Origin of the sequence: Microbacterium sp. LWO14-1.2 (genome assembly GCF_038397715.1) — a bacterium.
Taxonomy (GTDB): Bacteria; Actinomycetota; Actinomycetes; order Actinomycetales; family Microbacteriaceae; genus Microbacterium.
In genome coordinates this window covers 2,485,358-2,511,825 of sequence record NZ_CP151633.1, presented here as the reverse complement: position 1 = coordinate 2,511,825, position 26,468 = coordinate 2,485,358, and the positions used below count along the sequence as shown (strand labels likewise).

Sequence of the window (26,468 nt, the reverse complement as noted above, 5' to 3'; positions counted from 1 at the left end):
CTCCCTCACCGAGGCTGGCGCTGCGGCGGCGTCCAACCAGGGACCGGCACCGACTCGATGAGCCTGCGGGTATAGGCGGCCTGAGGATCGTCCAGCACCTGCTCGATTCCGCCCTCCTCCACGACCGCTCCGTCCCGCATCACCAGAACGCGATCGCAGATCTGACGGACGACCGCCAGATCGTGTGAAACGAACAAATACGCCAGCTGGGTTTCCTCGCGGAGATCACTGAGCAGCCTGAGCACCTGCGCCTGGACGCTGACGTCGAGAGCCGAGACCGCTTCGTCGAGGATCAACAGGTGCGGCTGCGGCGCCAGAGCCCGTGCGATGGCGAATCGCTGCCGTTGCCCTCCGGACAGATGCCGGGGATAGGAATCGGCATGGTGCGCCTCCAGCCCGACACGCTCTAGCAGCGTGCGCGCGAACTCGTTCGTCGATTGACCGGCCGGTGTGCCGTGGATGGCGAGGATCTCCGCGAGACACGCTCCGAGCTTCTGGCGAGGGTCCAAGGATCCGAACGGGTCCTGGAAGACCATCTGCACTCGACGGGCCTGGGCGCGGCGAGCGACCGCTGTCCGGGCGGGTCTCGTCTGCTCACCCCAGAAGGTGATCCGCCCCGCTGTGGTCCGCTCGAGTCCCGCGATCATTCGCGCGGTGGTGGACTTCCCCGAACCCGACTCACCGACGATCCCGACCGCCTCGCCGGCCATCAGGTCGAAACTCACGTCGTCGACGGCTCGGAACTCACCTCCGGGAGAGGGGAAGACCTTCGACACGTGTTCCAGTGAGACAAGAGATGCGGTCACTGTGCGGTCCTCTCCAGCCGGGTTCGAATCTCGTGAGTCCGCACGCATGCGGACACGCTGTCGTCGCCCACCGGCTGCAAGCGCGGTTCGCTCTCGACGCATTCGGGCTCGACGAAGCGGCATCGATCCGCGAAGGCGCAGCGATCGTGCACTGACGACGCGAGCGTCGGGACTCCCGGGATGCTGGCGGGAAGCTCGCGTCTCGTCAGAGAAGGACGCGCAGCCAGCAACGCAGAGGTGTAGGGATGCGTCGGGGTGCTCGTCACCGAGCGAGCCGGCCCCGCCTCGATGATACGCCCGGCGTACATCACCACCAGCCGATCGGTCGTGGCCGCAGCGAGATCGAGATCATGGGTCACGAAGAGGAGCCCGACATCGTGAGCCCGGATCACATCTCCGAAGATCGACATCACCTCCGCCTGAACGGTGACGTCGAGCGCGGTGGTCGGCTCGTCGGCGAGCAGGAGCTGAGGTTCGGGCATCAGGGCGGCGACGATCATCACGCGCTGCAGCAGACCCCCCGAGAGCTCGCCGGGGTACTGCTTCATCTGCCGCACAGGATCGCGGAACCCCACCTCTTCGAGCAGTCGCCCGGCGCGATCCCGCGCTTCGCGGCGGGAGAGACGACGATCGGCCACGACCGCCTCTGTGAGGAAGTCGCCGATGGTCCACAGTGGGTTGATGTGCGCTCGAGGATCCTGATAGATCATCCCCACCCGACGAGATCGAAACCTCGCGAGGTGCGAAGGTCGCATCGAGAGGACGTCCTCACCGTCGAACTGGATGGTGCCCTCGCTGCTGAAGCCCTTGGGCAGCTGTCCCATCACCGCGCGCAACGTCATCGACTTGCCCGAGCCGGACTCCCCTACGACGCCGACGGCTTCGCCGGGGCGCACGTCGAGGTCGACTCCGCTGAGGACCGGGATGAGCTCGCGCCCGACCCGATTGCGTACGTCCAGGCCCCGGATCGAGAGAAGCGGGGGACGAGGGTCTTCTGTGCGTGTCATCGACTCGCTCCCAGCATCCTCTGCAGACGTTCCCCCAGGAGGGTGAAAGAGATCACGGTGAGGACGATCATGACTCCGGCCGCTGTCGTCTGTTGAGGATTCCCGGCGAGGAGCTCGGTGCGGCCGGCGATGACCATGGCCCCCCATTCCGCGGTCGGCGGCTGGACTCCGAGTCCGACGAACGACAGCGCACCGAACTCGAGCAGCGCGACGCTGAAGCCGAAAGTGGCCTGAGCGAGCACGATCGGCATGACACCGCGCAGAATGTGCGCATTGATTCGCACGGTCGACACTCCAGAGAGTGCGAGCGCCTCGACGTAGGGGCGGTGCCGCTCCTGCAGCGCAGTTCCCCTGATCACGCGCGCCACATAGGGCGAACTCGCGAATGCCATGGCCAGCACGGGCGCCCAGAATCCGGCACCGAGAACCGTGACCGCGATGATGGCCACGATCATCCCGGGAATGGCGATGAACACGTTGAGAACCGAGGACGTCGCACTGTCCACGAACCCGCCGTACCAGGAAGCCAGCAGAGCGAGGAAGGTGCCGATGATGACGCTGATGCACACGATGAGCAAAGCCGCCGCGTAGCTGATCTGCGCGCCCCAGAGAATCCGGGAGAGCAGGTCTCGTCCGAGCGAATCCGTGCCGAGGAGGTGCGCCGGGCTCGGGCCTTGGTTGGCGGCGAGGAGATCAGTGGATTCCGGGGCGTACGGCGCGACCAGCGGCCCGATCACGGCCATCACGATAAGCGCCCCGCAGAGGACGATGAGGAAGATCGTGTACGGATCCAGGGCACGCAGGCGTGTCCGGCTCCATCGAGGAATGCGCAGAGCTGAGGTGATCCCGGCGAGTGTCATGCTCTCCCCTTTCGGGACCGGAGCGACGGATCCAGGAGCACATGGATCACATCGACCAGTGCCATGACGATCACGTACACGGCAACGACGATGACGGAGACCGCCGCGACCACAGGGACATCCTTTGTTCCCACGCTGCGGACGAGCAAGGATCCGATCCCGTCGAGCGTGAAGGCCGTCTCGACGATCACGCTGCCCGCGACGAGTGCGGCGAGGGTGAGACCTGTCGCTGTGACGATCGGGACCCCGGCATTGCGTAGCACATGCTTCCCGATCACCAGATGTCGCGGCAGTCCCCTGCCGATCGCTGTACGGACATGCTCCTTCGACCGCTGATCGTCGATGGACGCCATCGAGATCTGCGCCATGTAAGCGATCCACGACACCGAGAGCGCGATCGCCGGGAGGGTCAGATGCCAGAACCGATCCACGCCGGGCGCGCCCGCGCCGAAGCTCGGAAACCACCGCAGGTTCACTGCGAAAAGCCCGAGGAGCGCCGTCGCCGCAACATAGCTCGGTATCGAGATCAACAGGGCGATCAGTCCCGCGATCGCAGGCCTGATGCGCTGGGTGAGCCCGCCGATCAGACCGAGCGCGATACCGAGCAGCACGATCAGGACGGCGGCGTAGAGGACGAGTTGCAGAGTGACCTCTGCGCGAGGCGCGAGCACGGAGACGACAGAGTCCCGGTAGGTGTAGGAGGTGCCGAGGTCTCCACGCAGCAGACCTCCGATCCACTCGACGTAGCGCGCGATCAGCGGCTCGTCCAAGCCCAGCTGCTCTCGCATGGCCGCGCGGGCCTCGTCGGTCGCCTTCCCCCCGAGGATCTGAGCGATCGGGTCTCCCGGCGTGAGGGACAGCGCCGAGAAGACGAGGAACGACGTCACGAGTATCGTCGCCACGGGGAGCACGAGCCAGCGCACGAGCCGTTGGCGCCCTCTGGTCGCCGCAGAGGCGCGCCTTCCGATCGCCCGCACGCTCGCGGTCGATGGCCCCACATCGATCCCCGCTGTCACAGCCGGAACTCCGGGCGCAGGTGAGCCCACGGTTGCAGCGTCTCCCAGACGGCGGCCATCTGCAGAAGCCGCGCGTCGTGATGCTGAGGCATGTGCAGCTGCATGCCGACAGGCATCCCGTCGGAATCGAACCCCGCCGGCACCGTGATCGCGGGGATCCCGGCATGAGATGCGGGTTCGGTGTACCGATGAAAGTCGATCGCCGGGTGCGCGACGGGCACCCCGTCTATCTCGGTGTTGCCCCCCGCTGCGCCTGGATGCGGGAACGCCGCCACCGGGCTCGTGGGAGTGATGAGCAGATCGAACTCCTCGAACACGCGGTTGTAGGTCCGAGTGATTTCGGCTCGAGTCTCGGAAGCCGTGTGAAGGTGTCTCTCCAATGTGAGCCGCTGCGCCGCCTCGCTGACGCTGCGCATGGCGGGATGCGGCAGCGGAGCGTTCGGATCGAGGAAGGCGGGACCCCAGAAATCGATGAAGTACTCCACCGGGTCCGGCAGAGGCAGCTCGATGAGGTTGACCTCGGCTCCTGCGCCCGCCAGCACGTCGATGGCCCGACGGACGACGGCGGCCACCTCAGCACTCGGGGCCGCACCGGACGGGCTCTGCGCGTAGGCGATGCGGACACCGGCTAGGTCGGCGGGAAGGGCGCGCATGGCGCTGACGAAGTCGCGGACGGGCAACGGCGTCGAGAACGGAGCCGTTGGGTGATGCCCCGCCGTGACCTCCAGCAGAAGAGCCTGATCGACGACGGTACGGGTGAGCGGACCGTCGGTCACCGCCGAGTCCCAAGGATGCTCACCCGGGATCCAACGCAGCGAGGCTTTGAGCCCGACCACACCGCAGTAGGACGCGGGGATGCGCACCGACCCGCCGCCGTCTGAGCCCCAGGCGAGCTGTCCCATGCCGGATGCACTCGCCACTGCTGCACCGCCGCTGGATCCGCCGGCGGTGCGCGACAGCCGCCAAGGGTTGTTGGTGACTCCGGTGAGTGCGCTCTCGGTGACTCCGAGCATCCCGAACTCCGGGGTGGTCGTCTTGCCGATGAGGATAGCCCCAGCGCCTCGAAGACGGCCCACTGCGAGAGAATCCGCATCGGGGACGTGCTCGGCGAACTGCGTGCTGCCGAAGGTCGTTCTGATCCCCGCTGTGGCCGAGAGGTCCTTGACGGTGAGCGGCACGCCGAACAGCGGAGGCAGGTCTGCGGGATCTGCTCGCATCACCTCGTCGTCCGCACGCGCCGCCTGATCCATTGCCTGCTCGGCGAGGACCGTGACGAAGGCGTTCGTCTGCGCTTCGTGCTCATCGATCTGCTGAAGCGCGGCGGCCACCACCTCCGACGGCTTGACGCTGCGCGAGCGGATGAGGGACGCCACGTCTGCACCGGACATCCAGGCGAGTCCGTCGGAGCGCGGAATCGTCGACATCACGCCTCGTCCTCCTCGTCCACGCTCCACAGCGCCTTCCACGTCGCGACCATCGCCGGTCGCTCGGATCCCTCGATCTCCATGACGCAGTCGTAGGTGACGAGATAGCCGCCGGCTCGAGGCTGCAACTGCGTGATCTCACCCGCGACTCGCACACGGTCGGAGATGGTCACCGGAGACGTGAACCGGACTCGATCGAGACCGTAGTTCCACCCCGTCCACGCGTCCGCCTCCACGTACGACACCTGGCCCACGAGGTGATCCAGGAGCGCCAGCAGGTGGAATCCTTCCACCAGGCCCTCCGGATATCCTGCAGGATCGAACGGGCTCTCGGCCGGATCCAGGTAGGACGCCTTCTCGAAATGCATTCTGGCGTCGTCTGAGATCTCAAGCCATTCGCTGACGAACCGTCGTCCGACGAGACTCTCGATCTCGCTCCAAGGGGCCACGGCGCGCTCTGCGCTGGTTGGGATAGTGCTCACGGTGCTCCTCGGGTACTCACACTCATGGTCGGGTGAAAGCACTCTACGAAAAACCTCGCCGTTTGTATAGAGATCGTCACAAAATAATCATCGTCAGCCGTTCGCGCTCTGCTCACCCACCAGGCCGAGCGCCGCTAAGCCGCGCTCCACCACCGCTCGCTGACGCTCTTCCGTCCAGTACTGCGGGTGTTCGACCGCGGAGAGCACGGCTCCGTTGACGAGCATGCGAAGGAAGTCGATCGCCTCCCCCATCGCATCCTCATCGATCAGACCGTCGAGCCTCGCCCGGAATGCCGAACGGGCTCTGCCCTCCATCGAGTCGAAGAAGCCCGCTATCGCGCTGTTGTCCGCGGAGTGGACGAGCGCGACTCTGCAGCGCTCGATATCGATCTCCTCAGGCGTCAGCGGAACCATCCACAGCAGGTACGCGCGCAGGTCCTCGACACGGTCGCCGGTCAGAGGCAGCGATGCGACATCATCGTCGTAGTTCGTCGACAGCTCATCGATGATGCCGGCCAGGAGCGTCTTCCTGTCCGCATAGAAGTGCGTCACCAGCGTGATGGAGCCGTTGAGTTCACGCGCCAGCGCACGCAACGTCAGCCCGTCGGGGCCGCTGCGGGCGAGCACGCGCATCGCCGCCACGCTGATCTCATGCCTGCGCGCCGCATGGTCGACGATCTTCGGCATGATCTCTCCTCCGTCTGTAACACCCCGCCCGGTCAGAGCAGCTGGAAAACGCGGATCCGGATCCGCTGGCCTTCATCGCTCGCCACCCCGATGAACTGATTCTCCGCCAACCATCGGTACGTGGGCGAATCCGTTCGGAAAGTGAAGGCCGTACGAAAGTAGTACGAGCCTTCCTCGACGGGCTGCCCTGCCTCGAGAAGCTCCTCGACCTCGAGAGTCGCACGGAAGTAGCCCACGTTGGTGACGTCCACCACGACGCCATCACTCGTCTTGATGAGATACCGGGCCTCGACACGCGTCGTGTCCTGCCGCTTCACCGACCAGTCGCCGCCGCCCGAGAGCACCTCGCCGGAGAGGCGTGGCCCTTCGAAACTCCCCCCCGTGATGGGGGTGAACCACAGCTTCTCGTCTTCTCCGACACCGATGTGCCACCCCTCATCGATGTCGACGAGGATGTCGAAGGCGAACTCGAAGGACGGCATAGTCAGGTCGGGCATGGGGTTCCTTTTGTCGTGGTCTTTCGGGGGAGTCCTCCCGACGGGCGGGCGGACCGGGCGCGCAGTCACCGGGGCGACGGCAGAGATCCCGACACCACCGCGCCTGAGAAGACGACAGCCGTCGGCTGAACGGTCGCGAGCTCGTGGGCCGGGGTCGCGAACGGGTCTATGTTGAGCACGACGAGGTTCGCGAGTTTTCCCGGAGACACACTGCCGTAATCCTTCTCGATACGCAGCTGCACAGCGGCATCGATCGTGTATCCCCGCAGCAGTTGCGCGATCGACAGCGAGGCAGTACTAGCGGGACGCCGGCTCTCGGCGAATCGTTCAGGGTCGAGAGGCACTTCGGGATCTATGCGGGTGGCGGCGATCTGCATGCCGAAGAACGGTGCCGCCCGGTGGAGTTCGGCGGCGGACACCACATCGCTCGAGAAGGTCAGCCGGGCTCCGGAGTCGGCAATCGCGGTGAAGTCGTACATGCGCTCCCAGCGATGCGCACCGAGATGGCGTGCGGCTTCTTCCCCGAAGTATCCGCCGGACCAATGATTGGTCCAGTTGACGATGACCCCTAGCTCAGCGGGTCGAGCAAGGTCCGCCGGATCGACAAGCTCACAGTGAGCGAACGTGACCTGGAGGCTCCACTTGTCGCCCTCGGCCTCCGCCCGGGAGCGCGCACGCTCCACCGCGTCGCACGCCGTGCGGAAGGCCCTGTCACCGACCATGTGGATGTGAAGATCCACGGCCGCCCCGTTGCACAGGCGCATGCACTCCGCGAGGTCGTCGAGCTCCATCTGGATCGCGCCGAGCGGGCCGGCGTTGTCCTCGCTGAGCAGCGGGTCGAGGACGGCCCCGCTGCCGAGCTCATTCGTGCCGTCGAGGAACAGCTTGACGGTGCGTACCCGCACTCTGCTCGACGCGGAGTCGTCATCGAGCGCAGACACCGTCGCGAGCGCCTCGGGGAGATCACCGAGAGTTCGAAACCGTACCGCTCCCTCGTAGTGCAGGTGGAGGTCGCCACGGCTCTCCAGCTCACGCATCGCGGCGACGACCTCCGGCGTCTCGATGAGCGCGTCGAAGACGGCAACGACGCCGGTGCTTCCGAGGAAGTCCAAGACCGGGCGGATGATCTCCGGGGTCGGCTGCTCCGGCGGAGTCCAGCCCAGGGTCTCGTACATCCGCGGAAGGAAACGTACATGCGCGTTCTCGAATATGTAGCCTGTCGGACGTCCGTGGGCATCCCTCGCGAATCGTTCCAGGCCTGGCACGGGGTCGGGAGTGGTGTCGTCGACACCGAGGAGCTCCAGCATCCGGGTGTTGACCCAGCTCGCATGATCGCCGGCGTCCTGGACAAGCACCGGACGATCGGAGATCGCACGGTCGAGCAGCTCCTTGGTCGCACCGCCCTCACCGAGGAGAGCAGTCGGGAAGTACTCGAAGTACAAGTACGGCTCGTCCTCCTGAGGATGCGCCATCCCATACTCGCGGATGAAGTCGATGAGCTCATCCACGCTCTGCGTCTCGGGCAACTGTACGTGCCATCCACTCATCGCGACCAGCGCGGGGTGGGAGTGAGCATCGATCAGACCGGGGATCACCGCCCTCCCGTCGAGATCCACCACAGGAAGATCGATACTCCTGGGGAGATCGGAGGCGCGACCCACCCAGTCGAAGCGGCCGTCCCTGATCACAAGGGTGTCGGCCGCGGGACTCTGGTCATCGGAGGTGAGAATCACCGCGTTCGTCAGGATCATCCCGGACCTCTCCTCATCGTGAGCCTGGTCTCCCCGGTTCATTTGCCGTCACCTGTGCCGCCGAGGTAGGCGACAGAGGGCATCGACATGTACGCGAATGACGTGATCGCGCCACCGAGACGGTTGTTGAGGAACGTCGTGGTGTGGAGACTCAGCAGCGGGATCGCGGCCGACGTCATCTCTCCGATCTCTTGCGCCTCGATCACGAGGCGGGCGCGGTCTTCGGGGTCGACAGCCGCTCGGGCCTGATCGAGGAGACTGGTGAGCTCGGGGTCAGCGATCTGTGTGTAGTTGTACGGTGCACCTTCAGTCAGGGTGAATCCGAGCGGCTCCAGCGGCTCCGCCGTCGCGTTGAAAGACTCGCCGAGCATCAGATCCAAACCAAAGCGCTCGCGGACGACCGCGTCATACGCGGCGGTCGTGTAGTCGAGGGGCTGGAGCTCCTTGATCTCGATCTGGATGCCGACAGCCTCGGCGTCCTGCTGCACCAGTTGCGCCACCCGCGAGATGGTGGCCTGTCCCGTCGGCACACCCAGCACCAGCGTCTCCCCGGCATAGCCGGAGCCCGCGACGAGCTTCTTCGCGGCCTTGGGATCGAATGCCCGCGCGTCCGCCCACTTGTCATAAGCATTCTGGTAGAGCTCGCGTTGAGCGGTCGGCCACGTACGCGGGGTCACGGTGGTGTATAGAGGCGCCGCTGCTCCAGAATAGACGGTGGACGCGAGCACCTCCCTGTCGACGGCCTTCTGCAGGGCGTCCCTGAGGGCGACGTCGGCGAGCGGACCGTCCGCCCTCGCCACGTAAAGCTGCAGACTCTCCATCGACGGGCCGAAGTAGAGCTGCCCGTTCGAGGCTGTGCTGAGGGTCGGCACCGCCGAGGGATCGATGCGGTATGCGCCGTCGATCTCGCCGGTCGACAACGCCTGGGTCGCGGCCGTGCTGTCGGTGATGAAGGTGAACTTCGCACGATCGACGAGCAGCGGGAGATCTTCATTCCAGTAGTCGGGGTTGCGCTCGATGGTGATGTCGCTTCCGGAGCGCCACTCGTCGAGCATGTAGGGGCCGCTGCACATGATCCCTCCCGCCGCGGTCCCGAACGATGCGCCGGCCGTCTCGGCGAAGGAACGTTCGACGACAGCACCCGCGAACGTCGCCATCTGCGCGTTGAACATCGCGTCGGGCTGAGCAAACCGAACCGTCACCGTGACATCGTCCGTCTTCTCTACCTCGGCGACGCTCGCGAACAGGAAGGAGGTGGTCGCCGCCGGGTCTGCGGCTCGGTCCAGGCTATAGACGATGTCGTCTGCGGTGACGGGCTGGCCGTCCCAGAAAGTCGCCTCCGCTTCGATCGTGTAGACGAGCGTCAGGGGATCGGGGGCTTCGAAGCTGACGAGGTTCGGATGCAGCGTGTAGTCCTCATCGATCGCCAAGAGCGGGTCGCAGAGGTTCGCGACCACCGTCGCGCCCGAGTACGTCGCGGAGTCCCGGGGATCCAGGGTCGTCGGCTCACCATCAGGGAGGTTCCACGTGATCTCCGGCACCGCCTCCGCGGCCGACGGCGCACGGTCGGTCAATTCGACCTCGATCTCGGCAGGCCCTGTCGAGGTCGAGCATGCGGTGACGGACAACAGACCGGCAGCGAGGCTCGCGGCCATCCATGCTTTGCGGTACCGAGGGGACGTGCGTTCGGCCATGGTTGTCCTCCAGATGGGCGACTGTTCAGACTTTTATAGAACATTCGCTATTAAAAAAGCAAGAGCGCCGCCTCCTGTCGTGGATCACGCTGTCGAGACTCTGTGGACAAATGCATCAGTCGCGCGGCGTGAAGGCTACCTCGCGCAGGGTCGCGGCCAGGTGGCTCCGAGTCTCCTCGTCGAGCACCGAGTACAACCGCTCCTCCGCCGCACGCGCCGAGCGGTGGGCGATCCGGTGCAGGCGCACTCCGGCATCCGTCGCGACGACGACGTTCGCGCGGCGATCTCGTGGGTCAGGCTGCCGTTCGACCAGACCGTCTTCCTGGAGGTCATCGATGAGCGCCACGACCTGACTGGGGTCGAGCCGGAGGAAGTCGGCGAGCTCGCGCTGTGACGGACGCTCGCCGGACGCGGCGAGCGCGAGCACCGAGTAGGACCGCACACGCAGCCCGTGCGCGGCGAGCGCCACATTCCCCGCAGCGAGCGATAGGGCATTCGTCCGAGCGAGCAGGAAGCTGAGCTCATCGCCGAGGCTGCTGCCTCGCAATCGGTCGACAGCCGCGCTCACATCATCAGTCGGGATCGGAGAGGTCACGAAGTCACGATAACAAATAATGAGAGAACACACTGATTGACTTTCTCAATGATTGTGTGATTCGATCATCCTGATTCGAAAGGACACCATGTCTGTCAACGGAAAAGTCGCCATCGTCACTGGTTCGGGCCGCGGGCTAGGCCTCGCCTACGCGCAGGAACTCGCACGTCAGGGAGCCTCCGTCGTGATCAACGACGTCGATGCCGCCATCGCCGACGCCGCTGTCGATAACATCCGCTCGACGGGGGGGAAGGCCGTCGCCGTCGCGGCGCCTGTCGGTTCGGCAGACACCGCCCAGGCACTTGTCGACGCCGCTCTCTCCAGCTTCGGGCGCCTCGACATCCTGGTGACGAATGCGGGAGTCCTGCGCGACACGGTGCTGTGGAAGATGAGCGACGACGACTTCGACACCGTGATCGATGTTCACCTGCGCGGCACCTTCACCACCGTCCGCGCCGCCGTGACCCATATGCGAGAGAACGAGATCGCCGGCCGCATCATCTGCATCGGATCGCCGACCGGTCAGCGCGGCAACTTCGGGCAGACCAACTACGCGGCGGCGAAGGCGGGAATCGTCGGGATGGTGCGCACGTGGGCGCTCGAGCTCCGTCGCGCGGGGATTACCGCCAACGCGGTCATCCCCGTCGCCGCCACCGCGATGACCGCGACGGTGCCGTACTTCGCCGCCGCCGTCGAGGCGGATGCCGCAGGCCGGCCGATGCCGGACTTCTTCCGACACGACCTCGGCTTCGGCACTGCTGACGACGTCAGCGGACTCATCGCCTACCTGGCCTCGGACGACGCGGCCAGCGTGACCGGTCAGGCGATCGGCATCGGCGGCGACCGCATCCAGTTGTGGTCCCACCCCGAGCCCGTGGTCACGGAGTACCGCGAAGGCGGCTGGACGACCGCCGCGCTGGAAGAGAACTTCGCCACGCTGATCGGCGAGCAGCTGCAGGACGTCGGCGAGAAGTTCCCGCCGCTTCCCGCAGAACTCCAGCGTCCTGTTCCCCAGGATTGATGACCATGGCCCGCTACGAGTCGGCCATCGACCTCACGTCGATCACCGCCATCGACATGCACGTGCACATCGAAGTCGATGGACACGGGCACACGTCCCTTCCGACCGACCTCGCCGACGCCGCCTCTGCGTACTTCTCGACAGAGGGGCCGCGCCCCGATCTCGATTCGGTGGCCGCGTACTATCGCGATCACCGCATGGCCGCGGTCGTATTCACGGTCGACGCGACGACACAGCTGGGCCACAGGGGGCTCTCGAGCGAGGAGATCGCCGGGGGTGCGGCGCGCAACAACGACGTGCTGATCCCGTTCGGCTCAGTGGACCCGCGCCTCAGCGGCGAAGCCGTCGATCGCGCACGGCGCCTGATCGACGAACACGGCGTCCGCGGATTCAAGTTCCACCCGACCGTCCAGGGCTTCGATCCCAGTGACTCGACCTACTATCCGCTCTATGAAGTGCTGCAAGATGCCGGGATGGTCGCCCTCTTCCACACCGGACAGACGGGCATCGGAGCCGGGCTGCCAGGCGGTCGCGGTCTGCGTCTCGGGCTCTCGAACCCGATGCTGCTCGACCCGGTGGCTGCGGACTTTCCCGACCTACAGATCATCATGGCCCACCCGTCCGTGCCCTGGCAGGACGAGGCGCTGTCTGTAGCGACCCACAAGCCCAACACCTGGATCGACCTGTCCGGTTGGAGCCCCAAGTACTTCCCCGAGAACCTCGTGAGTCATGCCAACTCGCTTCTCCGTTCCCGCATCCTGTTCGGATCGGACTTCCCGCTCCTCACCCCCGAACGCTGGATGCGCGACGCCGAGAAGACCTCGCTCAAGCCCGAGGTGATGCCAGGGATCCTCAAGGACAACGCCGCACGCCTACTCGGTCTCACACGCTGACACCATCGAAAGGAACATCATGACCACCACCGTCGCCTATGCCGATGTCAACGGACTCGCCGGCTGCGATCTCGGCTGGTCCGAGTGGCTGGAGGTCACGCAGGACCGCGTGAACCTCTTCGCCGACGCCACCGACGACCACCAGTGGATCCACACCGATCCGGAGCGCGCGAAAGACGGCCCCTTCGGAAGGCCGATCGCCCATGGCTTCCTATCCCTGTCGCTCGTCATCAAGTTCTGGACCGAGCTTTTCGACGTCGAAGACGTCTCCACCAGGGTCAACTACGGTCTTGACAAGGTCCGCTTCATCTCCCCCGTCGTCGTCGGCGCTCAGGTGCGCGGCAACGCCGTGATCGCCGAGGTCACCGAAATCCCGGGAGGCTACCAACTCTCCGTCGACCACACCATCGAGATCCACGGTGCCGTCAAGCCCGCCGTCGCCACACGGAGTCTGTACCGCTTCTACGCGTAATACCCCCGGCGCTCGGCATCCGCCTCGCGCCGGCTCCACCCCGGCGCGAGGATGCGCCCTACCTCGATGAACAGAATGATGCACACAAAAGGATTGGGTGCCTGGCTCCCTCGCCGCCGTCTGCGAAACCCCGACAAGACGGCGATCGTTTTCGGAGACGGGCAGCGGCTCTCATACTCGCAGCTCGCACACTCGGCGGAGCGCGTCTCGCAAGTCCTCGTTGCACGCGGGGTGCGTGAGGGCGACAGCGTCGCCTATCTCGGCGAGAACAGCCCGGACTTCTTGATCACGCTGTTCGGGGCGGTACGTATCGGCGCCGTATTCGTCCCCGTCAACACTCGCCTCGCGATCCCCGAGATCGAACATGTCCTCTCCGACAGTGGCGCTCGCATCCTGATCCACGATCCGGAGTTCGCCCATCGGCTCGAGCGTCTGCTCACCGCTTCCGGAGCCCCGGCCCATGTTATCCGCACCGGCTCTTCGGGCCGCGATGGCACCCTCGGCCTTGCGCGGCTGATCGAGCAGGCCACAGACATACCGCCGTTGCATGCCGCAGACGACGACACTCCCGCAGCTATCGTCTACACCTCCGGAACCACAGGCCGGGCCAAAGGCGCCGTGCTCACACACGCGAACCTCACCGCGGTGGCCGTGAACAACCTCATCGACTACGACGTCTCCTCCGATGATGTCGCGCTGATGATCTCGCCACTGTTCCACGTCGCAGCATTGGGTATGGGCGCGTTGCCGGTTCTCCTCAAGGGCGGCACCCTCGTTCTCGAGAAGGGCTTCGATCCCGGCACGGCGCTGGATCTGGTCGAGCGCTACCGAGTGACGATGCTGTCCGGAGTCCCCACCACGTTCCAGCTCCTGGTGGATCACCCCGAATGGGGCTCGACCGACCTGTCGAGTCTCGACAAGCTGACCTGCGGAGGGTCTGCGGTGCCCTCGCGCATCCTCGCCGCCTATGAAGAGCGCGGGATGTCGTTCTCCCAGGGTTACGGGATGACCGAGACCTCACCGGGCGCGACCTCATTGTCTCCTGACATGACGGCGCATAAGCTCGGCAGCGTCGGTCTTCCGCACTTCTTCACCGACGTGCGGGTCGTCGACGAGAGTGGCGGGGCCGTCGAGACGGGGATCGTCGGCGAGATCCAGGTCGCGGGTCCCAATGTCTTCGCGGGCTATCACGGCCTTCCCGATGCGACTGCCGCCTCGCTCACCGCCGACGGATGGTTCCGCTCAGGTGATCTCGGATACGTCGATGACCACGGCTACCTCTACATCTCCGACCGACTGAAGGACATGATCATCTCCGGAGGGGAGAATATCTATCCCGCCGAGATCGAATCGCTCATCGCGGACATCGACGGGGTGACCGGAGCTGCCGTGATCGGCGTCCCCGACGAGAGGTGGGGCGAGGTGCCGATCGCGGTCCTCACGGTTCGAGATGGCTTCGACATTACGCTCGACACCATTCGCGGCACGCTGGAAGGACGTGTCGCCCGGTACAAGCTGCCCACCCGTGTCGAGATCGTCGGCTCACTGCCTCGAACCGCCTCGGGCAAAGTGCGAAAGCACGAACTGCGCGGGCTGTTTCCGCGGTAACGGCAGGGGTCTCAGGGCCCTATTCGTCGACGGCACCCAAGCACGCGGGTCTCAGCCGGACAAGGCGCATCATGTCGGCGATGAGAATCGCCTCATGATCACCCTTCGCCCACCGGAGCGTGAGCACGGAGTCGTCGGCATCGCCGTCTCCTCGTCGGAGAGCAGCCCCGCCACATCCACGACGCCGATTCCATCATGCATGTCGAGCGTCGTGAACTGCTTGCGGGGGCAGATCTCCAGCCAGCTGCGCAACCGATCGGTTCTTCCGGCCATGAGCGCGTGCAACATCAGCATCGGAAGCGCGACACCGTACCCCCAGTGTCCGCGTACGGACATCGCGAGCTGGACGCGGAAGTTCTCGTGGATCTCGGGGAGCATCTGCGTGCCCCGTTCACGGAGCGGCTCCATGCCGATGTCCAACACGTCCCACACATCGGGTTCGATGAAGAAGAAACTCGTTTTCGGGCTTTTGGCGGCGTTTGTGTTCGGCGTTGAGATCGTCGACTTGCTGTCAGCGACCGGACACCTTGCCGAAGAGCTGCGCGATCCCCGCGATCACCACGGGTCGAGCGGCGTGAACGCCACCGCCCATCACCGCGAGCGACGCCAGGAACAGCCCGAGGCCGAGCCAGCTCGCCGAGTCGTCGGCTGCGTAGATGTGGTTGAGGTTGCGCAGAGCCCCTGTCGCGAGGACGAGAACGACGTGGACGAGAATGAACAGCGCGAAGTAGATCATCACGGGGAAGTGCACGGCTCGAGCGAACCTGATGGGGTACACCCGATTCAGCCAGCGGGAACCGCCGGGCCGGAGATGCGACAGTCGGAATCCCGTCAGCGCGGCGAGGGGAGTGCAAACGCTGCGCGCGTCATTCCCCACATCTATTCCGCCGTCACGAGCGCAGCTGCCGCTAGCGCGATGCGATCAGACTGAACTCTCACCCGCAACTTCAACAGTCGTAACCATCCCGCAACAACCCCTGATAGACCCTCGCCGAAAATCTTGGGATCTTCGCCGTCATCTTGGTCGAGCCGCCTCGTCTTTACTGGGTTTGCCCCGAGGCACGGCGTCGTCGATGGCGGCATACGTAGCGATTGAGCCGACCCGGGCGGATCTGCGGCGAGAACCCCACCCTGGCTCGCGTTACTGCTGCGTTACCGCACGCCCCGATCGGAGCAGGACAAAGGCCCCGCATCCCAGTCTTTTCAACGGGATTCGGGGCCTTCGTGGTGGCGGTGACGGTGGGATTTGAACCCACGGTAGGGGGTTACCCTACACAACTTTTCGAGAGTTGCACCTTCGGCCGCTCGGACACGTCACCGCGGACAAGCTTACGACACCGCGCGCCGCGGCGCGAATCGGCATCCTTCCAAATCCTCGCGGAATTCCCGCACGGGGGCGCCACCTCACCCCGTAACAGGCGCGACCCAACCCGCGCACCCCGCCTCACCAGGGCAGCGCGACCTCCGCGTGCGTGCGCAGGATGCCCTCGGTCGTGCCCGCGGGCGCGCGTCCGATGCCGCACTCGGTCGCGACGCCGAACTCCGGCACGTACCGCTGCGCGACCGCGATGCGCTTCTCGGCCCCGGCCGCGGCGTCCTCGCGGTGCACGAGGCCGAGGTACAGCTCGCCGCCGTAGGCGAGGTCGGCGAGCGGCGCGAAGTACGCGTCGTCGTCGCGCTCGATCGGCACGGGCAGGTGCAGCCAGGTCAGCTCGCGCCCGGATGCCGCGACCACGGCGTTCGCGTAGCGCACGAGGTTCCCGGCATCCGTCGGCTCGAAGAAGTGCTTCTCGGCGACGTCGCCGTAGCAGAGGTGCACGCCGACCTCGACGTCTACCGGAACGGCGTCGATGAGTTCCGCGAGCTGGGCGACGAGCCCGGGGAACGGGTCTCCCTCCCACCACACGTCCATGACACGACCGAAGGCGGGCGCGGCCTCGATCACGCCCATCTCGCTCGCGACATCCCACTGGATCGCGAGGTCGTCGTGCGGGATCGCCGCGAGGATGCCGTCGAGCTCACGCCGCAGGGCGGCCGTGTACACGGGAGCGATCGCGGCGCGGTCGTCCCTGAAGAAGAACGAGGTCACCACCGCGACCGGCGTCGGCAGCGAGACCTGGAAGCGGGTGCCCTCCGGAACGACGCCCTCCCCGCGCAGACGCGTGAAGATCGCGTACGACTCGATCGCGGCATCCGCGTAGCCGAGGGCGGGAAGACGGATGCCGGCGGCATCCACCCCCTCGCCGATGCGCAGCGGACGCGCATCGATCCCGGCCGGGAACGGGACGGGTTCGTCGCCGATGCGCTCGATCCCCTCCGCCTCGCCGAGCACGTCGGGCTGGAACATGATCCAGTGGAAGCGCTTGCCCACCTCGCCGTCGGGGATGCGACGCAGCCGCGTGCCGAGGACCTCCGCCGCCGTGCGGATCGTCGTCTCGGCATCGTCGTAGTTCACACTGCCCACGAGGAGGGCGCCCTGCGGCTGAGTCATCTCCCCAGGGTATCCCCGCGGTTTTGTCCGGTCGCCGGGTCCCGGCGACGCCACGGCATCCAAGTTAGGATTGCCTAAACGGGAGGATGCGCACCATGGCTTTCATCACGTCGGCGGCTCTCGCCGAGACCGGATACGTCGTCCTCGACGATCACGACCAGACCGCCGACCCCGCCGAATGGCTCGACCTGCAGTACATCGGCTGGCGGTCGTCGGGCGTCACCCGCTTCGCACCGCTCGCCAGCTACGCGGGCGACATCGAGTGCAACGGCTTCTGGAACCACACCCCGCCCCGCACCGACAAGGACGGCGTGTGGGTGCCGTCGCAGGTCGCGCTCGCCCCGACGCTGCAGCGCCGCGCCCTCGAACCCGGTGCCGGCGTCGGCCGCTGCCGCGTGATCGAACTGCAGCCCAACACCTACGCCGACGCGATCTACAACCTGCACCAGGACGACAACAACCGCCTCAACGACGACGGCACCGGGTGGGTCGTCCGCGGGTACTACAACCTCACCGACGACCCCGACTCGCTGCTCATCCTGCGGTCCGACCGGTTCGACCCGGCGACCGAGATCAGGATGCCGCTGCACGCCGGATCCCGCATCATCGTCGACACGCAGCGTTTCTGGCACGCGGTGTGGCACCGGGGCGTCGCCCCGCGCTTCGCGCTCATCACCTCGTGGACCTCGGGTACGGAGCTCGACGCGTACATCGCGGCGAACCACGGCGATCCGCACCCGGCGACCGTGGACCTCGACCCGCAGCTCGTCGATGAGGCGCAGCAGGAACTGCACCGCCGCATCGAGGAACGCCGCCGCGTCTTCGAAGCGCAGGGCATCGTGATGGAACCCCGCGCCGATCTCAGCGTCTGACGACAGTCACCGCGTTTCGTCTCGTCGCTGCGCTCCTCGCTCAACGGCCCGCGGGGACGGGCACCGGTCGTTGAGCGAGCGGAGCGAGTCGAAGTCTGAGCGAGCGGAGCGAGTCGAAACGCGCCACGAGCCCCGCGGCGTCAGACCGTGCGGCCGTCGTCGAGGCGCACGACGCGATCGACGCTGCCCGCCGGCGGGGTGACATGCGAGATGAGCAGCACTGACTGCTCCCCCGCCGCGCCCAGCAGATCGGCGAGCAGGGCGTCCGAGGCGTCCGGATCGACGCCGGCCGTCGGCTCGTCGAGCACGAGGACGGGGAATCCGCGCAGCAGCGCCCTGGCGAGCGCGATGCGCTGAGCCTGTCCGCCCGACACGAGGCCGCCGCGGTCGCCGACCCGCGCGTCCAGTCCGCCGCGGTCGCGCACCCACTCTCCGAGGCCGACCCGGTCGAGCACGGCGAGCAGCTCCTCGTCCGTGGCGGTGTCCCTGGCGAACAGCAGGTTCTGTCGGATGTCCTCGTCGAACAGCTGCGGGCTCTGCTCGCACAGACCGATCGTCCGCCGCAGTGCCTCGCCCGACAGCGCCGACGCGTCGGTGCCGCCGACGGTGTAGGTCCCCTCCGCGCGCAGGAACCCCACGAGCACGGCGGCGAGCGAGCTCTTGCCCGCCCCGCTCGGCCCTGACACCAGCACCCGCTCCCCCGGTCGCAGCTCGAGGTCGACCCCGCGCAGCGCAGGCGCACCGCCCGGCCACTCCGCCCGCACAGCGTGCAACCGCAGCGCGGGCGTCCCGTCGATCTCCGTGTCGGCACCGTCGTCGGAACGCAGCTGCTCCGGCATCCGGTCGGGGAGCACGTCGACGATGCGCTCGGCGCTCGCGCGCACGCTGCGCCAGGATGCCGCGGCGATCGGCACAGCCCCGAACACCTCGAACACCACCATCGGCACGAGCACCGCGACCGCGAGCCACGGACCGTCGATCGCCCCGGTGACGAGACCGGGAGCGGCGGCGGCGAGCGCCCAGACGGAGGCCGCGCCCGCCACGGCCGACACGACTCCCGCGGCGACGGCCTGCGCGAGCGACGCCCGACCGACGGCGCGCCGCAGTGCGGCATCCGCCTGCTGCACCCGCTCGCGGGCCTGGGATTCGGCACCGTAGGCGAGCAGCACGTCGAGTCCGCCGATGTAGTCGGTGAGCGCGGCGGTGAGGTCGCCGCGGCGGGTCGACACGACGGCTTCGGCCCGCGAGCCGAACAGCCAGCCGAGACCGACTGCGGCCAGCGCGGCGACGACGAGGCACACCGCGAGCGTGAGCGCGGCGGGCACCGACACGAACAGCAGGAATCCGACTGCGCCGAGCGCGACGACGCCCGAGACCGCCAACGGCTGCACCACCCGCAGGGGCAGGTTCTGCAGGTTCTCGACGTCGTCGACGAGGGCCGACAGCACCCGTCCGTGGTCGGTGCGTCCGAGACCCGCGGGCGACAGGGGCGTGAGCCGGCGCACCATGTCGGCGCGCGTCGTCGACAGCTGCCGCAGGGCGGCGTCGTGTCCGCTCAGGCGTTCGAGATACCGGGTGACCGCGCGCGTCACAGCGAAGAACCGCACGCCGACGACCGCGATCGACAGGGGCACGAGCGAGTCCACGATCGACGCGCTGACGATCAGCCAGCCGCTCACCGCGAGGAGGCTCACCGCGGCGCCGGCCGACAGCACCCCCCACACGAGCCCGGGCAGGAAGCGCAGGAACGGCGGCTGCGCGAGCCTCAACACCTCGCGGATGCGGTCGGCGCGCGACACGGAGCGGATGCTGTCGCTCACACTCTCACCCCCAGCTCCACGATCCGGTCGGCGATGCGGCGGGCCGAGCGGCGGTGCGAGACGACGAGCACGGTGGCTCCGGCATCCGCGCGTTCGCGCAGCGAGTCCCACAGCCGCTGCTCGGTGTCGGGGTCGAGCGCGCTCGACGGCTCGTCGAGAGCGAGCATCGCGTCGGGCCGACGAGCCTGCCGGTACAGCGCGCGGGCGACGGCGACGCGCTGCGCCTGGCCTCCGGAGAGTCCGCTCCCCTGCACGCCGAGCTCCACCGAGGGGTCGAGGTCGTCGGCGCAGGCCGCGTCCAGCGCGCGGCGGACGGCGACGGCGTCCGGCGCCTCGTCGCCGAGGGAGACGTTCGCGGCGATCGTCCCGCGGCTCAGCTGCGGGCGCTGCCCCGCCCACGCCAGCCAGTCGGCGGGCGACAGCCCGCGAATGTCGATGCCGCCGACGGTGGCGGCCCCGTCGAACGCGACGGCCCCGCGCAGCGCGGCGAGCAGACTGGACTTGCCGGCTCCGCTCGGGCCCTCGATGAGCGTGATCGTTCCGGGGGTGGCGGTGAAGGAGACCGGCGGCAGGTCGCGCACGCGGAGTCCGGTGACCTCGAGCAGACTCCCGGCGCGTTTCGTCTCGTCGCTGCGCTCCTCGCTCACCGACCGGGGGGCGTCGCTGCGCTCCTCGCTCACCGACCTTCCCCCGGTCGCCCCGCGAGCGGGGCGAGACGAAACGCGGTGAGCCGGCGCCCGCGCCTCGTCGAGCACCGCGAAGACGTCCTCGGTCGCGGCCACACCCTCCGCGGCGGCGTGGAACTGCACGCCGACCTGGCGGATCGGCAGGAACGCCTCCGGGGCGAGCAGCAGCACGAACAGCCCGACCTCGAGCGACAGGTCACCCGACAGCAGCCGGAACCCCACCGCCACCGCGATGAGCGCGACGGCGAGCGACGACAGCAGCTCCATCGCAAAGCCCGACAGGAACGAGAACCGCAGCACCTTCATGGTCTCGCGGCGGTACTCGTCGGCCGTGTGCTCGATCTGCGCGGCGGCGCGACGCTCGCGGCCGAACAGCCGCAGGGTCGCGAGCCCCTGCACGGTGTCGGCGAACCGCGCCGCGAGCCGCTGCAGCGTCTGCCACTGGCGGCGCTGCACGGTGCGGGTCGCGATGCCGATGAGGATGAGGAAGAGCGGGATCAGCGGCAGGGTGATCGCGGCCGTCAGTCCGCTCGGCCAGTCCTGCCACCACATCACCGCGAGGATCACCGGGGTCGCGGTGACCGTGAGCACGAGCTGCGGGATGTACCGGGCGAAGTACGCGTCGAGCGCTTCCAGCCCGTGCCCTGCCGTGACGGCGAGCTCGGTGCGGTTCCGCTGCGCGAGCCACCCGGGGCCCAGTCGGCCGATCGCCGCGATGAGGGCTGCGCGCAGCTGCATCCCCGTCTTCGCCGCCGCCCGCGTGCCCGCCGCGTCGGACGCCGCGATCAGCGCGCCGCGCAGCAGCGCGAGACCCAGGAGCCACAGCAGGGATGCCGTCACGTCGCGTCCCGCGAGGGCGCCGGTCACGGCATCCGTCAGCATCCAGGCGAAGGCGACGGTGACCGCCGTCTGCACGACGCCGATCACGCCCGACAGGAGCAGGAACCCGCGTGCGGCGCTCGCATACCGGACGAGCCGGATGTCGACCGGTTTCACGCGTCGCCCCGATCCCCGTCGCACGACCAGGTCGTCGAGCGAGCGGAGCGAGACGAGGCGCACCAGCCGGACGGATCACTCACGCGTGCGCCGGAGCCCCCTCGATCGAGCGGCGGGTGACGCGCTTGCGGAACACCCAGTAGGTCCACGCCTGGTAGGCGAGCACGAGCGGGGTCGCGATCAGCGCCGTCCAGCTCATGATCTCCAGCGTATATCGCGTGCTCGACGCGTTCGCGATCGTCAGGCTGTAGGCGGGGTCGATCGTCGACGGCATCACGTACGGGAACAGCGCCGCGAACAGCATCACGACCGCGAGCATGACCGTGACCATGCCGGCGAAGAACGCCCAGCCGTCGCGCCGCACGAGCGACAGCCCGACGGCGGCGATCAGGGCGACCGCGGCGAGCGCCCCCGCGCCGAGCACGAGCCACAGCAGCGGCGCCTCGCGGTTCATGGCGATGACGGCCGTCCACACGACGGTGCCGGCGGCCGCGAGCACGGTGGGTCCGGCGACGAGCTTCGCGAGCCGATGCGCGTCCTCGTGCACGGGTCCATCGGTCTTGAGCGCGACGAAGAGCACCCCGTGCAGGAAGAACAGCAGCAGCGTGGTGACGCCGACAAGCAGCGCGTAGGGGTTCAGCAGGGCGAAGAACCCGCCGACGTAGATGTGGTCGGCGTTCAGCGCGACGCCCTGCACGATGTTGCCGAACGCGACGCCCCACAGCAGTGCGGGCACGACGGAGCCGATCACGATCATGCGGTCGAACCCGCGCTTCCACGCGAGGCTGTCGCGCTGATGGCGGTACTCGAACGAGACGCCGCGCAGGATCAGCGCGAGCAGGATCAGCAGCAGCGGCAGGTAGAACCCGCTGAACAGCGTGGCGTACCACTCCGGGAAAGACGCGAACAGCACGGCGCCGGCGACGATGACCCACGTCTCGTTGAGGTCCCACACCGGGCCGATCGTGTTGATGACCTGGCGGCGTGAGACGTCGTCCTTGCCGAGGAACGGCAGCGACATGCCGACGCCGAAGTCGAAGCCGTCGAGCACGAAGTAGCCGACGAAGAAGAAGGCGACGATGAAGAACCAGAGCGTTGCGAGATCCATGGTGTTCCTTCCTCTCAGTACACGACCGACGGCAGCTGGGCCGTCTCCTCGTGGGGTTGCTCGTCGGTGTCCGGGCCCTTCTGCGCGGCCTTGACGATGAGGCGCACCTCGACGATCGCGAGCGAGGCGTAGATCGCCGTGAACGCGATGAGCGAGATCAGCACGTCGACTCCGGTGACGCCGGGTGAGACGCCGTCGCGGGTGGTCATGAGTCCGAAGACGATCCACGGCTGGCGACCCATCTCGGTGAACACCCACCCCATGATGTTGGCGAGGAGCGCGAGCGGGAACGACCAGATCGCGAGCTTCCACATCCACGGCGCCGGAGGCTTCTTGGCGCCCTTGCGCGTCAGCCACAGGCCGACGACGGCGACGAGGCCGGCGGCCATGCCGAGGCCGATCATCCAGCGGAACGCCCAGTACGTGACCCAGAGGATCGGCGCGAACTCGGTGAGGCCGGTGTCGGCGAACGTCGTCGCGTACTCGGCGTTGAGGTCGTTGATGCCGTGCACGCACGCGTCGAACGTGTGCGTCGACAGCAGCGACAGCAGGTACGGCACGCGGATGCTGAACAGCTCGGAGCTGCCGTCGGGGGTGCCGAGCGTGAAGAGGCTGAAGGAGGCATCCGGCCCGCAGACCGTGTTGAACGTCGCCTCGGCCGCGGCCATCTTCATCGGCTGCGCCGCGTACATCGCGAGGCCCAGCTGGTCGCCCGTGAGCACGACGCCGGCGGTCGAGACGATCATCGCCCACAGGCCGAACTTCAGCGAGATGCGCATGGTGTCGAAGTGCTGCCCGCGGGCGAGGTGCCAGGCCGACACCGAGATCACGACGCCGGCCGCGAACATGAGCGCACCGAAGATCGTGTGCGGGAACGCGGCGAGCGCGACGGGGTTCGTGAGCAGCGCCCAGAAGTCGGTGAGCTCGGCGCGGTTCGTCTCGGGGTTGAAGACGTAGCCGACCGGGTTCTGCATGAACGCGTTCGCGGCGATGATGAAGTACGCCGACAGGATGCTGCCGATCGAGACGCACCAGATCGTGGCGAGGTGCAGCTTCTGCGGGAGCTTGTCCCAGCCGAAGATCCAGAGCCCGATGAACGTGGCCTCGAAGAAGAAGGCGAGCAGTCCCTCGAACGCGAGCGGGGCCCCGAACACGTCGCCCACGAACCGGGAGTAGTCCGACCAGTTCATGCCGAACTGGAACTCCTGCACGATGCCGGTGACGACGCCCATGGCGAAGTTGATGAGGAAGATCTTGCCGAAGAACCGCGTGAGGTGCAGGTACTGCACCTTCCCGGTGCGCACCCATGCCGTCTGGAAGATCGCCGCGACGAGCGCCATGCCGATCGTGAGGGGCACGAAGAGGTAGTGGTAGACGGTCGTGAGACCGAACTGCCATCGGGACAGTGCGAGCGGGTCGAGCCATTCCATGGGACCACTCCTTCTTCTCTGTCTGCGGGTACGCCGGTGAGAGGTCTGCCGCCCCCGTCGGGCGGCTGACCGTGGATCAGGTGACGCGCGCTAGGCGGCGGTCATCTCCGTGAGACGCAGCTGCACGACGCACTCCTCCGGCCGCGCGGAGTCCTCCGCGAGGTCGGTGGTGCGCACGGCCTCGGCGGCGAGCGGCCCACCGGCTTCGGTGAGCACCCCCTGCATGAGGCCGAGGTGCACGGAGCACAGCATCGGACGGTCTTCGGCACGACCCGCGGCATGCGGGCAGGGGCTGAGGTCGACAGTGAGCTGCTCGTCGTCGACGACGGGCTCGAAGCCGCTCTCCTCCAGGTGTTCGATCAGGGCGTCCAGCTGGTAGGTCGCGTCGCGACCGAGAGCGGATGCGGTGGCCGGCAGCATCCGACGCAGCAGATCGCCGCGCTGGGCCGCGGCCTTCGCCTTGTCGCGGGCGATCGGGCTGGATGCGTCGCCCGCGCCGGTGGCCGCACTGTAGAGGGTGCGCGGCCGGCCGCGGGTGGTGCGGTGCTCGGTGGCCTGGATGACGTAGCCGCCCTCGATGAGGCGCTGCAGGTGCTCGCGCACCGTGTTGGGATGCAGTCCGGTGGCCTCGCACAGCTCGCCGATCGTGCGCTCGGCACGGCTCTGCACCAGGTGCAGGATCCGCACCCGGGAGAACGTCGAGATCGGCCCGCAGACGGGCGCTCCGTTGGCCATGGATCCAGTATCCCGCGCCGGTCGGGGCCGTTCGAGGCTTCCGGCCGTGAATAATGCCCGCCGCGATAGGGATGTCGGATACCGGCGATAGCCTGGCTGCATGGCTGCCCGCAAACCCGCTCCTCCCGCGTACGTCTGCACGGAATGCGGGTGGACGACGGCGAAGTGGGTCGGCCGCTGCGCCGAGTGCCAGCAGTGGGGCACGGTGCAGGAGCAGGGCGCGCAGACGGGCATCCTCAGCCGCGTCACGCCGCTCGCGCCGAGCGCCGACCGGGCAGCGCGCCCCATCACGCAGATCACCACGACCGACGCGCCCCGACGTACGAGCGGGGTGTCGGAGTTCGACCGCGTGCTCGGCGGCGGCATCGTGCCGGGGGCGGCGATCCTGCTGAGCGGTGAGCCGGGCGTCGGCAAGTCGACCCTGCTGCTCGAGGTCGCCGCGCGCGCCGCGCAGGCGGGGCGGCGCGTCCTGTATGCGAGCGCGGAGGAGTCGCCGGCCCAGGTGCGGCTGCGCGCGGAGCGCACCGGCGCTCTGCACGACGAGCTGTACCTGGCGAGCGAGACCGACCTGGCGACGATCCTCGGTCACATCGACGAGGTCGCGCCGCAGCTCGTCATCGTCGACTCGGTGCAGACGGTGTCGTCGTCGCTGATCGACGGAGCGGCCGGCCAGCCGAGCCAGGTGCGCGAGGTCGCCGCGACTCTGATCCGCATCGCGAAGGAGCGCGGGCTGCCGATCATCATCGTCGGTCACGTCACGAAAGACGGGCAGGTCGCCGGCCCCCGGGTGCTCGAGCACCTCGTCGACGTCGTCTGTCACTTCGAGGGCGACCGCCAGACGTCGCTGCGCTTCATCCGGGCGCTCAAGAACCGTTTCGGCCCGACAGACGAGGTCGGGTGCTTCGAGATGACCGGAGACGGCATCGCCGAGGTCCCCGACCCCTCTGGCCTGTTCCTGTCGCAGGGCGAGACCGAGCCGGGCACGTGCGTCGCGATCTCCCTCGAGGGGCGCCGCGCCCTGCCGGTCGAGGTGCAGGCGCTGACCGTCAACACCACGGCGCCGAATCCGAGACGCGTCGTGAACGGACTCGACTCGTCGCGGGTGGCGATGGTGCTGGCGATCCTCGAACGCCGCGCGCAGATCAAGACCAGCACGCTCGACGTGTACGTGTCGACCGTCGGCGGGGTGCGGTTCACGGAACCCGCCGCCGACCTCGCTATCGCCATCGCCGTGGCCGGGTCGATCCAGCAGATCTCGGTGCCGCGCACCGTCGCCGTCGTCGGTGAGCTCAGTCTCGCGGGCGAGATCAGGCCCGTGACGCAGTCGGCACAGCGGCGGTCGGAGGCCTCACGGTTGGGTTACGAGCAGGTCGTCGACGACCGTTCGAAGACGCTGCGCGCCGCGCTCAACGACGTCAGGGCGCGCAACACCTCGCGCCGTCGCGAGGGCGACATCCCGCCCTTCTGACACGCCCCCGCGGCACGGCCCTCACCGCGCGAACCCACGGGTCGTTGAC

The 26,468-nt window shown here is 67.7% G+C and carries 25 protein-coding genes and 1 tRNA gene; 6 read left to right on the top strand and 20 right to left on the bottom strand.

Going from position 1 to position 26,468, the window contains the following annotated elements; translation table 11 throughout:
• Nucleotides 1-5 precede the first annotated feature (5 nt).
• The 11 genes from MRBLWO14_RS12010 to MRBLWO14_RS11960 form a co-directional block, all read right to left on the bottom strand.
• A complete protein-coding gene (locus MRBLWO14_RS12010; RefSeq protein ID WP_341933391.1) occupies nt 6-854 on the bottom strand; it encodes an ATP-binding cassette domain-containing protein in 849 nt (282 codons plus the stop codon).
• Complete coding sequence (locus MRBLWO14_RS12005; RefSeq protein WP_341933390.1) at nt 803-1,813, bottom strand: ABC transporter ATP-binding protein; 1,011 nt, start codon at nt 1,811-1,813, stop codon at nt 803-805. The genes MRBLWO14_RS12010 and MRBLWO14_RS12005 overlap by 52 nt, the downstream gene beginning before the upstream one ends.
• Nucleotides 1,810-2,673, bottom strand: a complete 864-nt coding sequence (locus MRBLWO14_RS12000; RefSeq protein WP_341933389.1) for an ABC transporter permease — start codon at nt 2,671-2,673, stop codon at nt 1,810-1,812. The genes MRBLWO14_RS12005 and MRBLWO14_RS12000 overlap by 4 nt, the downstream gene beginning before the upstream one ends.
• Entirely contained in the window at nt 2,670-3,596 is a 927-nt protein-coding gene (locus MRBLWO14_RS11995; protein ID WP_341936194.1) for an ABC transporter permease, read from the bottom strand. Before MRBLWO14_RS11995 ends, MRBLWO14_RS12000 begins: the two co-directional genes overlap by 4 nt.
• Nucleotides 3,597-3,685: 89 nt before the next feature.
• Nucleotides 3,686-5,113 carry an amidase gene (locus MRBLWO14_RS11990; RefSeq protein WP_341936193.1) on the bottom strand — a complete coding sequence of 476 codons (1,428 nt, stop codon included), beginning with the start codon at nt 5,111-5,113 and terminating at the stop codon, nt 3,686-3,688.
• Nucleotides 5,113-5,481 carry a hypothetical protein gene (locus MRBLWO14_RS11985; protein WP_341933388.1) on the bottom strand — a complete coding sequence of 123 codons (369 nt, stop codon included), beginning with the start codon at nt 5,479-5,481 and terminating at the stop codon, nt 5,113-5,115. The genes MRBLWO14_RS11990 and MRBLWO14_RS11985 overlap by 1 nt, the downstream gene beginning before the upstream one ends.
• A 207-nt stretch (nt 5,482-5,688) precedes the next feature.
• Nucleotides 5,689-6,282, bottom strand: a complete 594-nt coding sequence (locus MRBLWO14_RS11980; RefSeq protein ID WP_341933387.1) for a hypothetical protein — start codon at nt 6,280-6,282, stop codon at nt 5,689-5,691.
• A 32-nt stretch (nt 6,283-6,314) separates the two neighbouring features.
• Nucleotides 6,315-6,848, bottom strand: a complete 534-nt coding sequence (locus tag MRBLWO14_RS11975; protein ID WP_341933386.1) for a DUF3237 domain-containing protein — start codon at nt 6,846-6,848, stop codon at nt 6,315-6,317.
• Nucleotides 6,845-8,530: an amidohydrolase family protein gene (locus MRBLWO14_RS11970; protein WP_341933385.1), complete on the bottom strand. Its 1,686-nt coding sequence runs from the start codon at nt 8,528-8,530 to the stop codon at nt 6,845-6,847. The genes MRBLWO14_RS11975 and MRBLWO14_RS11970 overlap by 4 nt, the downstream gene beginning before the upstream one ends.
• A 38-nt stretch (nt 8,531-8,568) precedes the next feature.
• The gene (locus tag MRBLWO14_RS11965; protein ID WP_341933384.1) at nt 8,569-10,224 is read right to left on the bottom strand and encodes an ABC transporter substrate-binding protein; all 1,656 of its coding nucleotides are present in this window, start codon (nt 10,222-10,224) and stop codon (nt 8,569-8,571) included.
• A 115-nt stretch (nt 10,225-10,339) separates the two neighbouring features.
• Entirely contained in the window at nt 10,340-10,819 is a 480-nt protein-coding gene (locus MRBLWO14_RS11960; RefSeq protein ID WP_341933383.1) for a MarR family winged helix-turn-helix transcriptional regulator, read from the bottom strand.
• A gap of 88 nt (nt 10,820-10,907) precedes the next feature.
• Here MRBLWO14_RS11960 and MRBLWO14_RS11955 point away from each other — a divergent pair, with 88 nt between their 5' ends.
• From MRBLWO14_RS11955 to MRBLWO14_RS11940, 4 genes are all read left to right on the top strand, one after another.
• On the top strand, nt 10,908-11,840 hold the full coding sequence (locus MRBLWO14_RS11955; protein WP_341933382.1) for an SDR family NAD(P)-dependent oxidoreductase: 933 nt from the start codon (nt 10,908-10,910) through the stop codon (nt 11,838-11,840).
• Nucleotides 11,841-11,845: 5 nt separating this feature from the next.
• Complete coding sequence (locus tag MRBLWO14_RS11950) at nt 11,846-12,733, top strand: amidohydrolase family protein (protein ID WP_341936192.1); 888 nt, start codon at nt 11,846-11,848, stop codon at nt 12,731-12,733.
• Nucleotides 12,734-12,752: 19 nt separating this feature from the next.
• The gene (locus MRBLWO14_RS11945) at nt 12,753-13,205 is read left to right on the top strand and encodes a MaoC family dehydratase (RefSeq protein WP_341933381.1); all 453 of its coding nucleotides are present in this window, start codon (nt 12,753-12,755) and stop codon (nt 13,203-13,205) included.
• 66 nt (nt 13,206-13,271) lie between these two features.
• Nucleotides 13,272-14,813 (top strand): long-chain fatty acid--CoA ligase, encoded by a 1,542-nt coding sequence (locus MRBLWO14_RS11940; RefSeq protein ID WP_341933380.1) that lies wholly within the window; start codon nt 13,272-13,274, stop codon nt 14,811-14,813.
• Between the two features lie 69 nt (nt 14,814-14,882).
• Here MRBLWO14_RS11940 and MRBLWO14_RS11935 read toward each other — a convergent pair whose 3' ends face one another.
• From MRBLWO14_RS11935 to MRBLWO14_RS11920, 4 genes are all read right to left on the bottom strand, one after another.
• The gene (locus MRBLWO14_RS11935; RefSeq protein WP_341933379.1) at nt 14,883-15,221 is read right to left on the bottom strand and encodes a hypothetical protein; all 339 of its coding nucleotides are present in this window, start codon (nt 15,219-15,221) and stop codon (nt 14,883-14,885) included.
• 103 nt (nt 15,222-15,324) lie between these two features.
• Nucleotides 15,325-15,564, bottom strand: a complete 240-nt coding sequence (locus MRBLWO14_RS11930; RefSeq protein WP_341933378.1) for a hypothetical protein — start codon at nt 15,562-15,564, stop codon at nt 15,325-15,327.
• Between the two features lie 477 nt (nt 15,565-16,041).
• Nucleotides 16,042-16,132: transfer RNA gene (locus tag MRBLWO14_RS11925), tRNA-Ser, on the bottom strand.
• 125 nt (nt 16,133-16,257) lie between these two features.
• Nucleotides 16,258-17,304, bottom strand: a complete 1,047-nt coding sequence (locus MRBLWO14_RS11920; protein WP_341933377.1) for a hypothetical protein — start codon at nt 17,302-17,304, stop codon at nt 16,258-16,260.
• Between the two features lie 95 nt (nt 17,305-17,399).
• Between MRBLWO14_RS11920 and MRBLWO14_RS11915 the strand changes: the two genes are divergently transcribed.
• Nucleotides 17,400-18,176: a hypothetical protein gene (locus tag MRBLWO14_RS11915; RefSeq protein WP_341933376.1), complete on the top strand. Its 777-nt coding sequence runs from the start codon at nt 17,400-17,402 to the stop codon at nt 18,174-18,176.
• Between the two features lie 140 nt (nt 18,177-18,316).
• Here MRBLWO14_RS11915 and cydC read toward each other — a convergent pair whose 3' ends face one another.
• The 5 genes from cydC to MRBLWO14_RS11890 all read right to left on the bottom strand — a co-directional run bounded on the left by cydC (nt 18,317) and on the right by MRBLWO14_RS11890 (nt 24,951).
• Nucleotides 18,317-19,996 carry a thiol reductant ABC exporter subunit CydC gene (gene cydC, locus MRBLWO14_RS11910; RefSeq protein ID WP_341933375.1) on the bottom strand — a complete coding sequence of 560 codons (1,680 nt, stop codon included), beginning with the start codon at nt 19,994-19,996 and terminating at the stop codon, nt 18,317-18,319.
• Nucleotides 19,993-21,678, bottom strand: a complete 1,686-nt coding sequence (gene cydD, locus MRBLWO14_RS11905; protein ID WP_341933374.1) for a thiol reductant ABC exporter subunit CydD — start codon at nt 21,676-21,678, stop codon at nt 19,993-19,995. Before cydD ends, cydC begins: the two co-directional genes overlap by 4 nt.
• Nucleotides 21,679-21,757: 79 nt before the next feature.
• Nucleotides 21,758-22,786 (bottom strand): cytochrome d ubiquinol oxidase subunit II, encoded by a 1,029-nt coding sequence (cydB, locus tag MRBLWO14_RS11900; RefSeq protein WP_341933373.1) that lies wholly within the window; start codon nt 22,784-22,786, stop codon nt 21,758-21,760.
• 14 nt (nt 22,787-22,800) lie between these two features.
• On the bottom strand, nt 22,801-24,216 hold the full coding sequence (locus tag MRBLWO14_RS11895) for a cytochrome ubiquinol oxidase subunit I (RefSeq protein ID WP_341933372.1): 1,416 nt from the start codon (nt 24,214-24,216) through the stop codon (nt 22,801-22,803).
• Between the two features lie 90 nt (nt 24,217-24,306).
• Nucleotides 24,307-24,951: an ArsR family transcriptional regulator gene (locus MRBLWO14_RS11890; protein ID WP_341933371.1), complete on the bottom strand. Its 645-nt coding sequence runs from the start codon at nt 24,949-24,951 to the stop codon at nt 24,307-24,309.
• Between the two features lie 100 nt (nt 24,952-25,051).
• On the opposite strand from MRBLWO14_RS11890, the gene radA reads away from it, so the two are divergent.
• Nucleotides 25,052-26,419: a DNA repair protein RadA gene (gene radA, locus MRBLWO14_RS11885; protein WP_341933370.1), complete on the top strand. Its 1,368-nt coding sequence runs from the start codon at nt 25,052-25,054 to the stop codon at nt 26,417-26,419.
• Nucleotides 26,420-26,468: the final 49 nt, after the last annotated feature.

What these genes read in the sequence shown, in the direction of transcription:
- MRBLWO14_RS12010 (WP_341933391.1), bottom strand. Translation starts at nt 854, where the DNA reads ATGCGTGCGGACTCACGAGATTCGAACCCGGCTGGAGAGGACCGCACA.
- MRBLWO14_RS12005 (WP_341933390.1), bottom strand. Translation starts at nt 1,813, where the DNA reads ATGACACGCACAGAAGACCCTCGTCCCCCGCTTCTCTCGATCCGGGGC.
- MRBLWO14_RS12000 (WP_341933389.1), bottom strand. Translation starts at nt 2,673, where the DNA reads ATGACACTCGCCGGGATCACCTCAGCTCTGCGCATTCCTCGATGGAGC.
- MRBLWO14_RS11990 (WP_341936193.1), bottom strand. Translation starts at nt 5,113, where the DNA reads ATGTCGACGATTCCGCGCTCCGACGGACTCGCCTGGATGTCCGGTGCA.
- MRBLWO14_RS11985 (WP_341933388.1), bottom strand. Translation starts at nt 5,481, where the DNA reads ATGCATTTCGAGAAGGCGTCCTACCTGGATCCGGCCGAGAGCCCGTTC.
- MRBLWO14_RS11980 (WP_341933387.1), bottom strand. Translation starts at nt 6,282, where the DNA reads ATGCCGAAGATCGTCGACCATGCGGCGCGCAGGCATGAGATCAGCGTG.
- MRBLWO14_RS11970 (WP_341933385.1), bottom strand. Translation starts at nt 8,530, where the DNA reads ATGATCCTGACGAACGCGGTGATTCTCACCTCCGATGACCAGAGTCCC.
- MRBLWO14_RS11965 (WP_341933384.1), bottom strand. Translation starts at nt 10,224, where the DNA reads ATGGCCGAACGCACGTCCCCTCGGTACCGCAAAGCATGGATGGCCGCG.
- MRBLWO14_RS11955 (WP_341933382.1), top strand. Translation starts at nt 10,908, where the DNA reads ATGTCTGTCAACGGAAAAGTCGCCATCGTCACTGGTTCGGGCCGCGGG.
- MRBLWO14_RS11950 (WP_341936192.1), top strand. Translation starts at nt 11,846, where the DNA reads ATGGCCCGCTACGAGTCGGCCATCGACCTCACGTCGATCACCGCCATC.
- MRBLWO14_RS11945 (WP_341933381.1), top strand. Translation starts at nt 12,753, where the DNA reads ATGACCACCACCGTCGCCTATGCCGATGTCAACGGACTCGCCGGCTGC.
- MRBLWO14_RS11940 (WP_341933380.1), top strand. Translation starts at nt 13,272, where the DNA reads ATGAACAGAATGATGCACACAAAAGGATTGGGTGCCTGGCTCCCTCGC.
- MRBLWO14_RS11935 (WP_341933379.1), bottom strand. Translation starts at nt 15,221, where the DNA reads ATGGAGCCGCTCCGTGAACGGGGCACGCAGATGCTCCCCGAGATCCAC.
- MRBLWO14_RS11920 (WP_341933377.1), bottom strand. Translation starts at nt 17,304, where the DNA reads ATGACTCAGCCGCAGGGCGCCCTCCTCGTGGGCAGTGTGAACTACGAC.
- MRBLWO14_RS11915 (WP_341933376.1), top strand. Translation starts at nt 17,400, where the DNA reads ATGGCTTTCATCACGTCGGCGGCTCTCGCCGAGACCGGATACGTCGTC.
- cydB (WP_341933373.1), bottom strand. Translation starts at nt 22,786, where the DNA reads ATGGATCTCGCAACGCTCTGGTTCTTCATCGTCGCCTTCTTCTTCGTC.
- MRBLWO14_RS11895 (WP_341933372.1), bottom strand. Translation starts at nt 24,216, where the DNA reads ATGGAATGGCTCGACCCGCTCGCACTGTCCCGATGGCAGTTCGGTCTC.
- MRBLWO14_RS11890 (WP_341933371.1), bottom strand. Translation starts at nt 24,951, where the DNA reads ATGGCCAACGGAGCGCCCGTCTGCGGGCCGATCTCGACGTTCTCCCGG.
- radA (WP_341933370.1), top strand. Translation starts at nt 25,052, where the DNA reads ATGGCTGCCCGCAAACCCGCTCCTCCCGCGTACGTCTGCACGGAATGC.